Source organism: Parendozoicomonas sp. 209JJ7-1 (assembly GCF_058147085.1).
In genome coordinates, this window is sequence record NZ_JBYVJU010000004.1 from 68,323 (window position 1) to 84,004 (window position 15,682).

The 15,682-nt window shown below is 50.7% G+C and carries 8 protein-coding genes and 1 pseudogene; 3 read left to right on the plus strand and 6 right to left on the minus strand.

Annotation, left to right across the window (positions count from 1 at the left end):
- Window positions 1–123 precede the first annotated feature (123 nt).
- On the plus strand, window positions 124–2,469 hold the full coding sequence (locus tag ACY2RQ_RS05390) for a response regulator (RefSeq protein ID WP_490111934.1): 2,346 nt from the start codon (window positions 124–126) through the stop codon (window positions 2,467–2,469).
- Window positions 2,470–2,491: 22 nt separating this feature from the next.
- Here ACY2RQ_RS05390 and hemE read toward each other — a convergent pair whose 3' ends face one another.
- Entirely contained in the window at window positions 2,492–3,547 is a 1,056-nt protein-coding gene (gene hemE, locus ACY2RQ_RS05395) for a uroporphyrinogen decarboxylase (protein ID WP_490111935.1), read from the minus strand.
- Between the two features lie 499 nt (window positions 3,548–4,046).
- Between hemE and ACY2RQ_RS05400 the strand changes: the two are divergent.
- Window positions 4,047–4,336, plus strand: a pseudogene (locus tag ACY2RQ_RS05400) (Rid family detoxifying hydrolase).
- A 217-nt stretch (window positions 4,337–4,553) separates the two neighbouring features.
- On the opposite strand, the gene ACY2RQ_RS05405 reads toward ACY2RQ_RS05400, so the two are convergent.
- Window positions 4,554–5,972, minus strand: a complete 1,419-nt coding sequence (locus ACY2RQ_RS05405; protein ID WP_490111936.1) for an FAD-dependent oxidoreductase — start codon at window positions 5,970–5,972, stop codon at window positions 4,554–4,556.
- Window positions 5,973–6,094: 122 nt separating this feature from the next.
- A complete protein-coding gene (gene gltB / locus ACY2RQ_RS05410) occupies window positions 6,095–10,552 on the minus strand; it encodes a glutamate synthase large subunit (protein WP_490111937.1) in 4,458 nt (1,485 codons plus the stop codon).
- Between the two features lie 392 nt (window positions 10,553–10,944).
- Between gltB and ACY2RQ_RS05415 the strand changes: the two genes are divergently transcribed.
- Window positions 10,945–11,745 (plus strand): isochorismatase family protein, encoded by an 801-nt coding sequence (locus ACY2RQ_RS05415; RefSeq protein WP_490111938.1) that lies wholly within the window; start codon window positions 10,945–10,947, stop codon window positions 11,743–11,745.
- Between the two features lie 73 nt (window positions 11,746–11,818).
- Here ACY2RQ_RS05415 and aroB read toward each other — a convergent pair whose 3' ends face one another.
- From aroB to ACY2RQ_RS05430, 3 genes are read right to left on the minus strand one after another with little or no spacing between them, the layout of a single operon-like run.
- A complete protein-coding gene (aroB, locus tag ACY2RQ_RS05420; protein ID WP_490111939.1) occupies window positions 11,819–12,907 on the minus strand; it encodes a 3-dehydroquinate synthase in 1,089 nt (362 codons plus the stop codon).
- A gap of 47 nt (window positions 12,908–12,954) precedes the next feature.
- Window positions 12,955–13,470, minus strand: a complete 516-nt coding sequence (gene aroK / locus ACY2RQ_RS05425; RefSeq protein ID WP_490111940.1) for a shikimate kinase AroK — start codon at window positions 13,468–13,470, stop codon at window positions 12,955–12,957.
- 8 nt (window positions 13,471–13,478) lie between these two features.
- Window positions 13,479–15,593, minus strand: coding sequence for a type IV pilus secretin PilQ (locus tag ACY2RQ_RS05430; protein ID WP_490111941.1), 2,115 nt, complete (start codon window positions 15,591–15,593; stop codon window positions 13,479–13,481).
- Window positions 15,594–15,682: the final 89 nt, after the last annotated feature.

Sequence of the window (15,682 nt, forward strand, 5' to 3'; positions counted from 1 at the left end):
AAAGGTCAGGGGCTGAGTTAATAGAGGCATAGCCCCGCTCTTGCTCCTCACGTTATACTGACAACTATGACATGGCGCAGTTTTTCTGCGACACAGTATGGACACCATATGTAGGTAATCAACGTGCATAAGAACAAAAACACTTCCTGCCTGTTTAGTCTGATTGTTCTTCTTACACTTATCAGTGGATTAAGCACTACTGCCCAGGCTGTGATTACCATTACCCGCCCGGATTTCAGCCAGAAGATTAAGTCTCCCGACATATTTATTGATAAGAGCGATACCCTCACCCTGGAAGATATTTTACAGCCAGAGTACCAGAAAGCGTTTACCCACTGGGACAAAACCCGGTTGATTCTGAGGGACAAAGGTACAACCTGGCTCCGCCTGAAACTTCGTAATGTTACAGAGCAAAGTGTGCCACTGGTACTGCGTATACGCCACACCGACGCTACCGATGTGGAAATATTTTCTTCTGCCGGAATGCCGGAAATTTTTCCGATGAAAACCCCTATGCACGGAGAACTTATCACCAACTATGAGTTAATGCCCCTGAAAATTTCGCCGGGGCAAATTGCGACCGTTCACCTGAAACTGAAGTCACCCAACTTTCCCCGTATCAATATTCATCTGGGCAGCCCCGAACACATTGTCAGCAACACACAGTTTTACCTGCTGTTCCACGGTTCGCTTCTGGGTTTCAATTTTGCCCTTTTACTGCTGAATCTGGGACTTGCCAGAAAACGTAAAAAAGAATTTCTGCCGATATCCATACTCACAGTAACAATCCTCATTTTTCACCTGGCGAGCCTGGGTTTGCCTGCTGCCCTCTGGAACTCTATCCCACTCCACCAAAATTCCATTCAACAGAGCATGATGCTGGTGGGCTACGCCACCATACTTTACATTGTCCGACAGATGTTGACTGCCCCCCATCAACAGCCGATTATCGAGCGTCTGCTTTTGCCGGTTATGGGAATTAATATTCTTCTGGTTCCTGCTGTGCTGTTCTTTTCCCTGATTTTACCCGCGTGGATTCTGCAGCCTCTGGTTATAGGCAACACCCTGATCCTGACTCTGGCCGGAGTTATTCGCCTGTATGACGGAAACGGACAGGCTAACCGACTACTGAGTATGTTTATTCCTTATACCATTATTCAAATCACTACCAGTCTGACACTGGTTAATATTCTTCCATTTGATGTCAGCATTATGGAAGGTCTGCTGCTGATGAGCGCCTTGATTGTCACGGTGTGTCTGATGCTTATGCATCTTCTACCTGAAGCCCAGCATGTCACGACAGCAACATCACAAACCAACGACCCGATAGAAGAGGCACCAGACTGGAGCCACCTTGGCCATGAACTGCGCACTCCCATGAACGGTATCCTGGGAATGACCGAGCTGATGCAGAACACGTCCCTGTCAAACCGCCAACTGGACTACCTCTACACAATCCAGCTCTCCGGCCAGGAACTGTTGACCCTGATTAATCAGGTTGTTGATATGGGAAAAATCAGCTCAGGGGAAATTACTCAGCATCTGGAAACCTTCGATCCGGACGACCTTCTCCATAATTGCGTGGAACGCTACAGCTACAAAGCGGACCAGATGGGGCTGGAACTGGCCTGTATGGCTGACCATAATGTCCCCGGCCTGCTTATTGGCGACACCGCCCGTATAAGCCGAATTATTAATACCCTGGTATCCCATGCCATTAACCATACGGAACAGGGCGATGTGGTACTGAATATCGGCCATAACAACAGCCCAAGAAATGACAAACTGCAACTGAGAATTACTGTTCAAACATCAGATAACGGGGCTGGCTACAACGAAGCTTACCATGCCTTTAATTTAAGCAACGCACCTTCTTCTGAAACCCATTCATCCGGTCTGACCTTTGCTGCCCGCATGGCGTGCTACCTGGGAGGTACTGCCGGAGTCGCCAAAATTGACACAGTCACAACCACCTATTGGATTGATATTCCCCTGGAGGCTGTGGAAGCAGACGAAGCTTGCAGCAGTAGTCCGGAAAGGATTATCGACTTAACCAGTAAACGTGCCCTTGTCGTGGATGACAACGACACATGTCGTAATATTCTGGTGCAGCAGATACAGAAGCTGGGGGTGCAGGTTGAGCAGGCCCGCGACGCTACCGAAGCCATGGCCCTGCTCAGAACAGAAGATTCCCTGGGCCAACCCTTCGATATCGTCCTGCTGGATCACCAGATGCCGGGCATAAACGGCATGCAGCTTGCCCGCCGCCTGTCGGGAGAAAGCCGGTTTAAATCCTTAACCATCGTGATGCTGACAGGCCTGAGCCTGCAGCCGGACAGCTCTCTGACCACCCGTAACCGAATAAACAGAATCCTGACCAAGCCCGTCAGCGGAAAACAGCTGAAAAAAGTTCTGGAAGAAGAACTGGCGGAGGAAAACCGCACCGCCAGACTGGAAGAAAATGTATAGGGGCTGAACAGCCCCTATACATTTAACCTCTGGAAAACTCCCGCACTGCCTCCACAAAGACACCCGCCTTATCAGGGTCAACAAACTGATGAATACCATGCCCAAGATTAAAAACGTGGCCGGAGCCGTGTCCATAGGCGGACAGAATACGCACAACTTCTTCCCGAATACGATCCGGTGAAGCATAAAGTACACAGGGGTCCATATTCCCCTGAAGCGCCACTCTGTCCCCTACTCGGGCGCGGGCCTGGGCGATATTTGTCGTCCAGTCCAAACCCAGAGCATCAGCGCCGGTATCCGCCATAGACTCCAACCACTGGCCACCATTCTTGGTAAACAGAATTACTGGTACACGACGACCTTCATTTTCCCGAATCAGACCGTTGACGATGCGCTGCATATAAGTCAGAGAGAATTCCTGATATTCACGGCCACCCAGCACGCCACCCCAGGTATCAAAAATCTGCACAGCCTGGGCGCCACTGCGAATCTGCGCGTTCAGATAATCTGTTACCACATCCGTCAGACGGGAAAGCAGCTCATGGAGTACCTGAGGCTGGTCAAACATCAGGCCCTTGATATGACGGAAGTCTTTGGTACTGCCACCTTCCACCATATAAGTCGCCAAAGTCCAGGGACTGCCGGTAAAACCGATCAGAGGTACGCGCCCGTTAAGTTCACTACGGATAACCTGAACAGCTTCCATCACATAATTCAGTTCATCATCCATAGAAGGTGTCAGCAGAGCATCAACATCTGCGGCTGTTCTTACCGTTTTGCGGAATTTGGGACCTTCCCCCGTCTCAAAATAGAGACCAAGCCCCATAGCATCGGGAACAGTAAGAATATCTGAAAACAGAATCGCAGCATCAAGAGGGTAACGCTCCAGGGGCTGCAAGGTCACCTCACAGGCCAGTTCCGCATTTTTGCAGAGGCTCATGAAATCCCCGGCCTTAGCCCGGGTTGCCCGGTACTCAGGCAAGTAACGCCCCGCCTGACGCATCATCCAGACAGGCGTATAGTCCACCGGCTCCCGCAGCAAAGCCCTTAAAAACGTATCATTCTTGAGTTCAGCCATCTGTACCCCCAACAACAGTGAGCATAAATGCCACCACCTTCCACTTAGGCAGCAATGACATTCACCGAGTAAAAATCATGGACAAGACTCTACCTGATAAAGGATTGTACTTACATAGAAACCTGCCAGACTAAAATCCGCTTCACAAACGTAAGCATTGCGTCAGTATTTTTACAAACAACCACCTGTTAAACATAAATTGAATATTCAGGATTGTTTTTCAGGAGGATTGTTCTTTTGACAAGTATCAACGCAGTTTCGAATTGGAAGGGTATTATCCGCCCACTTTTTTACCCTATTGATATACGACAGTTCTTGGTCAAAATTGTAAGGACTAGCCAACCCCATAATCTGTCACCCTGTAAACGGATACTGAGACTTCCGGGTGTCAGCCAAACCAAATTCAGGTATAGCAAGTATTACCATGGAACGAGTTATAGAAACTTCTGATGCTCCAGCTGCTATTGGCCCCTACTCCCAGGCCATACAGTTTAACGGCATGATTATCACCTCCGGACAGCTGCCCATTGACCCGGAAACCGGTAATATGCCGGCAGATACCAAAGCCCAGGCACGCCAAATGTAAAAGCCATTCTGGAAGCATCTGGCTCCAGCATGAGCAAAGTGCGCAAAACCACCGTTTTCGTAAAAGATATGAATGACTTCACCGATATCAACGAAGTCTACAAGCAGTACTTCACCCTGCCCTTCCCGGCCCGCAGCTGCGTGGAAGTGGCACGCCTGCCCAAGGATGCACAAGTCGAAATCGAAGTGATCGCTAACTGCTGATTCGTTCAGTACATACAGTCAGGCACAAAAAAGGAGAGCGAAGCTCTCCTTTTTTCGTACACCACCCGCAATGGGCTTCTGGACAGTTCCCACATACGGTCTGAGTCTGGATCGGCTTTATGATTTCAAGGGCCATGGATGGCCCGCTAGCGACTCGATTCAGGAAGCATCGACGGATGCGGAAATCATAAACCCGATCCAGACTCGAAACCCCGAATCAGATATCCAGAAAGTCCATAATACCTTCAGCCGCCTGGCGTCCTTCCCAGACTGCCGTCACAACCAGATCAGAACCACGCACCATATCGCCGCCGGCAAAGATCTTGGGGTTAGATGTCTGGAACTTGAACTCAGCCTGTTCCGGTGCCACAACACGGCCCCAGTCGTCAGTCTTCACATCACAGTCAGTAAACCAGTCCGCCGGACTGGGCTGGAAACCAAAGGCCACCAGAACCGCATCAGCAGGAATAATCTCCTCACTGCCCGGAACCGGCTGCGGGCGACGACGGCCATTTTCATCAGGCTCACCCAGTTTAGTGGTGACAACCTTGATGCCTTCCACTTTGCCATCACCGACAATCTCAATGGGCTGACGGTTAAACAGGAAGTTAACACCTTCTTCCTTAGCGTTAGTCACCTCACGACGGGAGCCTGGCATATTGGCTTCGTCACGACGGTAAGCACAGCTCACCTTCCTGGCGCTCTGGCGGATAGAAGTGCGGTTACAGTCCATCGCAGTGTCACCACCACCAAGAACCACAACCTGCTTACCCTTCATATCGATAAAGTCTTCCGGCGCTTTTTCAAAGCCCAGATTCCGGTTCACATTGGATACCAGGAAAGGCAGAGCATCGTATACACCCGGCAGATCTTCACCGGGGAAGCCGCCCTTCATGTAGTTATAGGTACCCATGCCCATAAACACGGCATCGTAATCAGCCAGCAGCTCTTCGATGGTGATGTCCTTGCCAACTTCTGTTTCCAGACGGAACTCAATCCCCATCTCGGAGAAGATTTTACGACGCAGTTCCATCACGCCTTTTTCCAGCTTGAATTCTGGAATACCAAAGGTCAGCAGGCCGCCAATTTCCGGATACTTATCAAAAACAACCGGCTTAACACCGTTACGCACCAGAACGTCTGCACAGGCCAAACCTGCAGGGCCAGCACCGATGACCGCAACCTTTTTATCGGTCCAGGTCACGCCAGACATATCCGGACGCCAGCCCATGGAAAAAGCAGTATCGGTGATATATTTCTCAGTGGCACCGATAGTGACCGCACCAAAACCATCATTCAGGGTACAGGCCCCTTCACACAGACGATCCTGCGGACACACACGGCCACAGATTTCCGGCAGGGAGTTAGTCTGGTGGGACAGTTCAGCCGCTTCAAACAGCTGCCCTTCACTAACCAGCTTCAGCCAGTTAGGAATATAGTTGTGTACCGGGCACTTCCACTCACAGTACGGGTTACCACACTCAAGGCAACGGTGGGCCTGGTTCTTTACTTCCGGTTCCCGAAAAGGCTCATAAATTTCAATGAACTCTTTTTTACGGGCAATAATATTCTTCTTGGACGGATCTTTGCGCCCGACCTGTACGAACTGGAAATTATTGTTCAGTCTTTCAGCCATACACACCTCATCAATTCTGCTACCTCAACCATTCGCACTCTTTTTGAACCTCGAATGTCTCGAATGGCGGCGGCCTCTCGCGGTGAGACCGCCAGGACTGTTCGGATTATCAGACTCGGCCCTTATTCAGGACGCCCTCTGGTGTTGGCCAGCAACTGATCAAGACTGGCGGCCTTCGGCTTAACCAGCCAGAACAGGCCTGCATAGTCTTCAAAATCTTCCAGAATCTTCTGGCCCCAGGCACTGCCGGTTTCCCGCACAAACTCTTCGATTGTGCTTTGCAGATGGGTTCGGTGATCTTCCATCATCTCAGAGTCAACCCGATGGATTTCAACCAGCTCATGGTTGTAGCAGTCCACAAAGTTGCGCTTCAGGTCCAGTACGTAAGCGAAACCACCGGTCATACCCGCGCCGAAGTTACCTCCGGTGGGACCAAGTACAGTTACCTGACCGCCGGTCATATATTCACAGCAGTGGTCACCGGCACCCTCCACAACCACATGGGCACCGGAGTTACGCACACCGAGACGCTCACCGGCACAGCCAGCGGCAAACAACTTACCCCCTGTGGCGCCGTAGAGGCAGGTGTTACCGATAATGGAGGTATCCTGGCTGGCAAAGACACTGCCCTGGGGCGGACGAATCACCAGCTTACCACCGGTCATACCTTTACCGATGTAGTCGTTGGCATCGCCTTCAACATACATATTCAGGCCACCGGCGTTCCAGACACCAAAGCTCTGGCCCGCACTGCCTTTCAGCTTCACGGTCACAGGCGCATCAGCCATACCCTGGTTGCCGTAGCGACGGGCAATTTCACCGGAGAGGCGGGCACCGATAGAACGATCACAGTTACCAATGGTGTATTCGAACTCACCGCCGGAACGGGCTTCGATAGCGGGCAGCATATCCTTCACCATTTGCTCAGCCATCAGGCCTTCATCAAACGGCGGGTTGCGATCAACCTCACAGACATTGGGCTTATCAGCCGGAATTGCGCTGTTGCTCAGTACCGGAGACAGGTCCAGGTTACCCTGACGGGCAGACTCACCTTCCTTCACCTTCAGCAGACTGGTATGACCAATCAGCTCCTGCAGACTGCGGTAACCCAGCTGGGCCAGCAGCTCACGAACCTCTTCCGCAAGGAAGGTAAAGAAGTTGGTAACCATCTCCACAGTGCCGATGAAATGCTCGTCACGGAGATGCTTATCCTGGGTTGCGACACCTGTCGCACAGTTGTTGAGGTGACAAATTCGCAGGTACTTACAGCCCATAGCAACCATCGGTGTGGTACCAAAGCCAAAGCTTTCAGCGCCCAACAGAGCGGCCTTGATAACATCCAGACCAGTCTTCAGACCACCATCGGTCTGCAGGCGAATCTTGCCTCGCAAATCGTTGGAACGCAGAGCCTGCTGAGTTTCCGCAAGACCCAGCTCCCAGGGAGAACCGGCATAGCGAATAGACGTCAGCGGGCTTGCAGCAGTACCACCATCGTAGCCGGATACAGTAATAAGGTCAGCGTAAGCTTTAGCAACTCCTGCTGCGATTGTGCCAACACCGGGTTCGGATACCAGCTTCACAGAAACCAGCGCTTCCGGGTTCACCTGCTTCAGGTCGTAGATCAGCTGAGCCAGATCTTCGATGGAATAAATATCATGGTGCGGCGGCGGTGAAATCAGGGTCACACCGGGCACGGAGAAACGCAGGCGGGCGATCAGATCGTTCACCTTACCACCGGGCAGCTGACCACCTTCACCAGGTTTGGCACCCTGAGCCACCTTGATCTGCAGAACATCTGCATTCACCAGATAGTGAGGTGTTACACCAAAACGTCCAGAAGCGATCTGCTTGATCTTGGACACCTTGTCGGTACCAAAACGAGCCGGGTCTTCACCGCCTTCACCGGAGTTGGAACGGCCACCCAGACGATTCATGGCCTGAGCCAGTGCTTCATGGGCCTCCGGAGACAGGGCCCCCAGACTCATGGCCGCAGAGTCAAACCGACTGACAATGGCAGAAACAGGCTCCACCTGATCCAGAGGTATCGGCTGACGATCACTCTCCAGGGCAAACATATCCCGAATAACCGCCACTGGTCGTTCATTAACCAGGGAAGAATATTGCTTCCAGGCACTGTAGTCGCCGTTTTTTACCGCCTGTTGCAGGGTCTGGATGACATCCGGGTTAAAGGCGTGATATTCGCCGTCGTGTACATACTTAAGGAAGCCACCCTGCTGCATGGGCTTACGCTTCTTGCCGGCTTCTTTAGCCAGACGCAGCTGATCTTCGTGGAAGTCAGTGAAGCGGGCACCTTCAATACGACTGAGTACACCTTTAAAGCAGAGGTCAACTACATCCTGACTGATGCCAATAGCTTCAAACAGCTGGGCACCACGATAGGAAGCGATAGTGGAGATGCCCATTTTGGACATAATCTTCAGCAGACCTTTACTGATACCTTTACGGTAAGCCTTATAAGCCCCCAGAGTATCGGCAATCATGGTACCGTTCTGGATCATGTCCCGAATCACTTCATAGGACAGCCATGGGTAAACCGCTGTCGCGCCAAATCCCAGCAGAACCGCAAACTGGTGGGAGTCACGGGCCGTTGCCGTTTCAACCAGAATATTGGCATCAGCTCGCAGACCTTTGGCAATCAACCGGTGATGGATAGCGCCGGTAGCGAAAGCCGCATGAATAATCAGGTGCTCTGGCTTCTGGTCACGGTCAGACAGGTGAACAACCACCTTGCCGTCACGCACTGCCTGTTCAGCCTTGTCACACAGGGAAACAATAGCGGCTTCCAGACTAACCTCAGGGGCGTAACCCAGGTCGAGACGGACAACCTTCAAATCATCATGCTTATGCTCTTCATTGACCAGATTAAGGAACTTGGTAATGGAAAGCACCGGCGATTTCAGAATCACCCGCTTGGCATGTTCGGGGGTTTCCTCGAACATATTCCGCTCACGGCCAAGGCAGGTCTCCAGGGACATCACCACCGCTTCCCGCAGGGGGTCGATGGGAGGATTGGTAACCTGAGCGAACTGCTGACGGAAGTAGTCGTATACCGGACGCACCCGCTGGGACAGTACCGCCATGGGGGTATCATCACCCATGGAGCCAACGGCTTCCTGGCTGTTTTCTGCCAGGGGGCGAATGACCTGGTCACGCTCCTCAAAGGAAACCTGGAAACGCTTCTGCTCGGCCAGAAGAACATCCGCAGGCAGGAGATCAACCTTATGGTCAACTTCCACAAAGCGGGACTGAATCCGGCAGGCATGTTGCTTCAGCCACTGTTTGTAGGGCTGGCGGCTCTTCAGCTTCTGGTCAATATCATTGGCCTGCAGGAACTCACCGGTTTCGGTATCGATAGCCAAAATCTGACCAGGACCCACACGACCTTTAGCGACAACATCTTCCGGCTTGTAGTCGTACACGCCGACTTCCGAGGCCACGGTAATATAACCGTCTTTGGTTTTTACCCAACGGGACGGGCGCAGGCCGTTGCGGTCCAGGGCGCAGACAGCGTAACGGCCATCGGACAGCACCAGACCAGCCGGGCCATCCCAGGGTTCCATATGCATGGAGTTGTATTCGTAGAAAGCCCGCAGGTTCGGGTCCATGGTATCCACGTTCTGCCAGGCTGGCGGAACCAGCATACGCACAGCACGATGAAGATCGACACCACCTCTTACCAGAATTTCCAGCATATTATCCAGGGAGGAGGAGTCAGAACCGACACGGTTCACCAATGGCCGGATTTCATCCAGCTTCGGCAGCATTTCAGAACTGAACTTACCGGCACGGGCTTCCGCCCAGTTACGGTTACCCATAATGGTGTTGATTTCACCATTGTGGGCAAGCATGCGGAACGGCTGTGCCAGGGGCCAGCGGGGCATGGTATTGGTTGAGAAGCGCTGGTGGAAAACACAAATCGCGGTCTCAAAGCGGCTGTCCCCAAGATCCGGATAGAAGCTTGCCAGATCAGCAGGCATCATCAGACCTTTGTAGGTGATCACCTGACTGGACAGGGAACAGATATAAAAATTCTCGTCATGGGCCAGGGTCTGGCTGACTTTACGGTGCGACATAAACAGTGCCGCTTCCAGCTGGTGACGATCGAGTTCACCTTCAGGAGTTACAAAGACTTGCTCAATCAGGGGTAACTGATCCAGAGCAATGGGGCCGAGGCAATCTTTATTGGTAGGAACGGAGCGCCATCCAGCGACTTTCAGCCCCTGGGATGACAACTCCTGTTCAAAGGCCTGGCGGCTTTCACTGGCTTTGCGTTCATCACGATCGAGGAACACCATGCCTATGGCATAAAGGGCAGGGAGCTGCAGCTCAAGATTCTCTGATGCGATAGTCCGGAAAAAAGAATCCGGCAGCTGAATCAGCAATCCACATCCGTCACCGGTACGACCATCGGCGGCAATACCGCCACGGTGGGTCATACATGTTAAAGCTTCAATTGCTTTCTGGAGCAGATCATGACTTTTGTTGCCCTCTGTGTGGGCAATGAGTCCGAAGCCACAGTTGTCCCTGAACTCAGCGGGATTATACAAACCTGAACTCATAGGCGATCTCTCAACAGCCATTCTGATAATCGTTATTTGGCGTACGGCATCCTGGCCAGACGAGCAGCATCCATGGCTGACTGACAACCCGCAGTATCAGTTCTCACCTGACTAGGGTGATGCAGGCAACTTTCTGTTAAAAAGCATTGAACTGTACTACTGGAACATCACGCCAGACACTTAATCACACGACCGTACCAAACTGGTGCACCAGCCGTGGGGCCGCCCATTGTACATGGGGAGAGAGTTCTTAACAAACCCGGATAAAAAGGACAATCAGGAGTGCTCGCAAAAAGGGCATCATCTATATAAATATCATCTCTTAGTTTTTCCTCTCAAAAAAGCCGGACTAACATCTATAATTCATCGCAGTTTTTCATGGCTGAACAGCTATGGCTACCGTTCTTGCCCGCTGTTATACGGTTTTCCGGAATACATTCACCATCCGAAGCGCACTCATAAAAAAACTGCGAAAAACAGTTTTGCTCCATATCCAGATTATTTTCTGGCTTGTCAGTTCTCCGGTTCAGGCAGGCCTTCAGGATGCTATTAAAGCTATTGAAGAACTTCTCGCGGAAGGTAAGCCTGTGGGCATTCTCGTTATTGATATGCAGAAATTTTCTATCAGCGATTTTCAGCTTTACGGAAACCCTGAAATTGCTCAGGAGCAGGTAAAACTTATCGAGCATTTTTCTGAACGGGATGGGGTCGTTTTTGTAGATGTTAACCTCAACCCTCTCGCAAGGGATATTCCAACGCCCAGGGAGACAATAGTCACACTGGATGAACTGCGCCTGAGCATGAAAAAGGCGAAAATCTATACCCGCTTTCTCAAGGTGAAGGATGATGCCTTTTTTCAACCATCAGTGAATACCCACTTTGAGGGAGAAGAAGATTTGTGGACAGGCACCCTGAATGATTTCCTCAAACAGCATGGCGTCAAAGACATCCTCACCACCGGTTGCCTTGACGGAGCCTGTATTTTCGATACAGCCTATGGCGGAGTCAAAAAAGGATATAACGTCTACGTCGACAGGCAACTCAATGTTTTTGTCGATGAATACGATATCAAAACCCGGGGCGCAGAAGCCATAAAAGAGCTAAACACCAAGAAATGGGCACTATTGAAGAAACATTTTGGCGACAGGCTGAATATGATTGAGCCAGCAGCAGCCACATGCCAAACCGAATAGCCGCCTAAAGAGATAAGGCGACTATCCAACTAAATTCGTACTTTTACGGAAATATCAGAAAAGAGAGTTCAATTTATTCAGAGAGCGAACAACTGGCTTCCAGCTGCTCTTTCAACAGTTCGTTAGGGGTATCACCTGTTACAATACCACTGCCCAACGCTTCCAGCAGAACCAGACGCAGCTGTCCATCAACAACCTTCTTATCGACACTCATCAATTCCATAAAGTGATCTGGTGTCATATTCGACGGAGGCAGTACGGGAAGGTTTGCCTTTTTAAGCAGCGCAACGGTTCGGTCCACAATACTGCTATTGATCATCTCCGCCCGGACAGACAGTTCCGCTGCCATCACCATACCAGCGGCAACAGCTTCGCCATGGAGCCAGGCACCATAGCCCTGATGATTTTCAATAGCGTGACCAAAGGTATGCCCCAAGTTAAGTAGTGCACGACGACCGCTCTCTTTCTCGTCTTCTGCTACAACAATAGCTTTATTCTGACAGGAACGAAGGACTGCCTCAGTCAAAGCCGGTACATCACGGCCAACCAGCTTCTCCATATTCTGCTCAAGCCATTCAAAGAAGGATGCGTCCGCCATCAAGCCATACTTGATAACTTCCGCCAAACCGGCCGACAACTCCCTATCCGGCAAGGTTGAAAACACACCAACATCAGCAATCACACACTGGGGCTGATGGAAAGCGCCAATCATATTTTTGCCAAGGGCGTGATTGACCCCTGTTTTTCCACCCACAGACGAATCCACCTGAGAGAGCAGGGTTGTAGGCACCTGAATAAAGTCAACACCACGCTGATAACAGGCCGCAGCAAAGCCACACATATCCCCAACCACACCGCCACCCAGGGCAATCAGTGTTGTTGTACGACCATGACGGTACTCCAGCAAACCATCAAAAATGGTATTCAGGACATCAAGATTTTTAAACTTCTCACCATCAGGCAGGATAATATCCACAACCTGATAACCGGCAAGAGCTCCGTGAAGGCGCTCAAGATAGAGAGGAGCCACGGTTTCATTGGAAACAATGGCCACCTGCTTGCCACGGATAAAAGGCGTAATCAGTGAAGACTGATCAATCAGCCCTGAGCCGATGTAAATGGGATAGGAGCGATGTCCAAGGTCAACACTCAACGTCTGCACGGCATTACTCCTGGCCGGTTATATGAAAATTTGGGGGAAAGAGAAGATCAGCCGCCCTGCAAAGCCTGGAGAATATCCCGTATAACCTGTCTGGGGCTTCCCCGGTCAGTCGAAAGAATCAAATCGGCAGCCTGACGATAAAGAGGGGAACGCTTTGCGTACAGGTCTGCCAGAACCTGCTCTCGATCAGGTCTCTGCAACAGTGGGCGCTTCTTATCTTTGGCGGTACGCTGTATCTGCACGGAAACAGAAGCATCAAGGAACACAACAAAACCACCGGAGACCATCAGGCGTCTGTTCTCTTCCCGCATAATAATACCGCCACCTGTGGCCACCACACTGGCAGGATGGTTCTGGAGCAGCTGCAGCACAGCGGTTTCCCGCTGACGAAAGCCCTCTTCCCCTTCCATATCAAAAATCCAGGGAATATCAGCGCCACAGCGCTCTTCCACTTCCTGGTCCGTATCCAGAAAAGGGAGCTTCAGATCCCTGGATAACATACGGCCGATGGTGCTTTTACCCGCTCCCATCGGCCCGATCAGATAAATAGTGCGTGACTGCATACGTCCTGTCAGCGCAAGGCCAGATTCTCCGAAAGTATTTTTGGCGTGATAAAAATCAGCACCTCGTTTTTTACATCCCGACGGGTATCTTTGCGGAACAGACGACCGATGCCAGGCAGGTCACCCAGCAGAGGCACTTTTTCCACACCCGAGCTGGTAACATTCTTGAAAATACCACCAAGCACAACTGTCTGACCATCATCAACCAGCACCTTTGTCTCGACTTCCATAGTATTAATTATCGGTATACCTGTAGGCGTAGAAGTTGTGGAATCGTCATTTGTGACCACTATTTCCATAATAACCCGCCCATCCGGGGTAATTTGAGGCGTTACTTCAAGGGAAAGTACTGCATCTTTAAAAGAGACCGTAGTTGCACCACTGGAACTCGCCTCTTGATAAGGTATTTCCTTACCATTTTTAATTATGGCCTTCTGTTTATCCGCCGTTATTACCTTCGGCTGGGAAACAATTTCACCGCCACCATCGCTTTCAAGCGCCGATAGCTCAAGGTTCAAAACTGCAGCATTGCTCGAAAAACCTATGGCAATTGCAGATGACCCTGCGCCAGTTACACCTAAATCAGTAAACATCTGATCATATGTGTACTTACGTTTTAGTACTACCTGCTTTTGCCCATCTTCCCCTTCTTCCTCCGACTCCGTTGTCACACGGGCCCCCTGGCCACCTATAAAGGTACTCCCGGGCCTGTTATATTTACCACCAGGATTTATATACCCTCCCCATTTCACACCAAGCTCTTTTCTGAAGCTTGTATCAGCACTGACTATACGAGCCTCAATCTGAACCTGACGTACAGGAATATCAATTTTTTCTATAAGATCACGGATCTCATCGATTTTCTCCTGCGTTTCCTGCACTAAAAGACTATTTGTTCTTTCAATAACCTGCACGCTCCCTCTTTCCGAGAGAATTCGATTTCCTTTATCACCCAGCAAAACAGCAGCAATTTCAGCGGAATCCGCATAATTAATCTGAATCAACTCAGCAAAAAGAGGGGCAAGCTCACGAATCTGCTGCTCGGATTCCAGCAACTCCCGTTCCTGCGCAGCTAACTCAGCTGCGGGAGCAACAACCAGAACATTATTTTCCAGGCGCTTACCCAGCCCCTTGGATTTCAACACAATATCCAGAGCCTGATCCCAGGGAACACGTTTCAAACGCAAGGTCACTGAGCCAGAAACCGAATCACTCGCTACCAGATTCAGATCTTTAAAGTCTGCCAGAATCTGTAGCACGTTTCGAATTTCAATATCCTGAAAGTCCAGGGACATCTTATCCCCGGTATATACCACCTGCTTCCTGGCTTTTTTTTCTGCTTCCTGTGAAGTCAAGGCTTTTACACTGATTGTCAGCTTTTCATCTGTCTGCCAGGCCAGATAGTCATACTCGCCTTTTGGCTCTATAACAACAACAGTATTACCATCTTCAACCTTGGCATCAATAAACTGTACCGGGGTAGCAAAATCTACAACATCAAGCCTGTTCCGCAATCCCACTGGTAATGTAGAGTCGGGGAATGTCAGTTTCAAACGTCCGCCCTGTTCATCAAGACTCATGGTGACCGCCTTTGATGAAAGGGAAACAACAACATTACCTTCACCATCATCGCCACGTTCAAAATCAATGGCCGTTACACCCTCAACTGTCGCTGGAGTTGGCACACTCACAGCGGATGCTGTCTGGGAGCGTACAGCAGGGGCTGCTGCACCCTCGTCCCCAACAAGGATGAAAAGATTATTACCTTCAGTCCGGGTGGTATAACTGGAAGGCTGATCCAGGTTAACAATCATCCGGGTACGGTCTTTTGCTTCTATTACAGTAATACTGCGGGCATTGGAAAAGCCGACCTCATTATATTTCTTAACTCCACTCTTGGTTTCCGGAAGATCCAGGGCGATACGCGCAGGCTGCTCAATACTATAACCACTGATATTCGGCGGAGGGGAATCAAATGTCAGCTTCAATTCCACCCGGTCACCAGGCAGTGAACTCACATCAAGGGATTGTAGAGTACCGGCGAAGACTGATGTCGCCAGCAAGCTGGCTCCCCCCGCACCCACAAGTCTTATCCACCTTATCAAACCATCTGTCATATCCATCCAAGTAACACCCGTATTATCTTTATAATTCCCTGTGCGCCGTTAATTCTTCACCCCAGCAACACTCAAACAAGTTACAGCAGGTACTG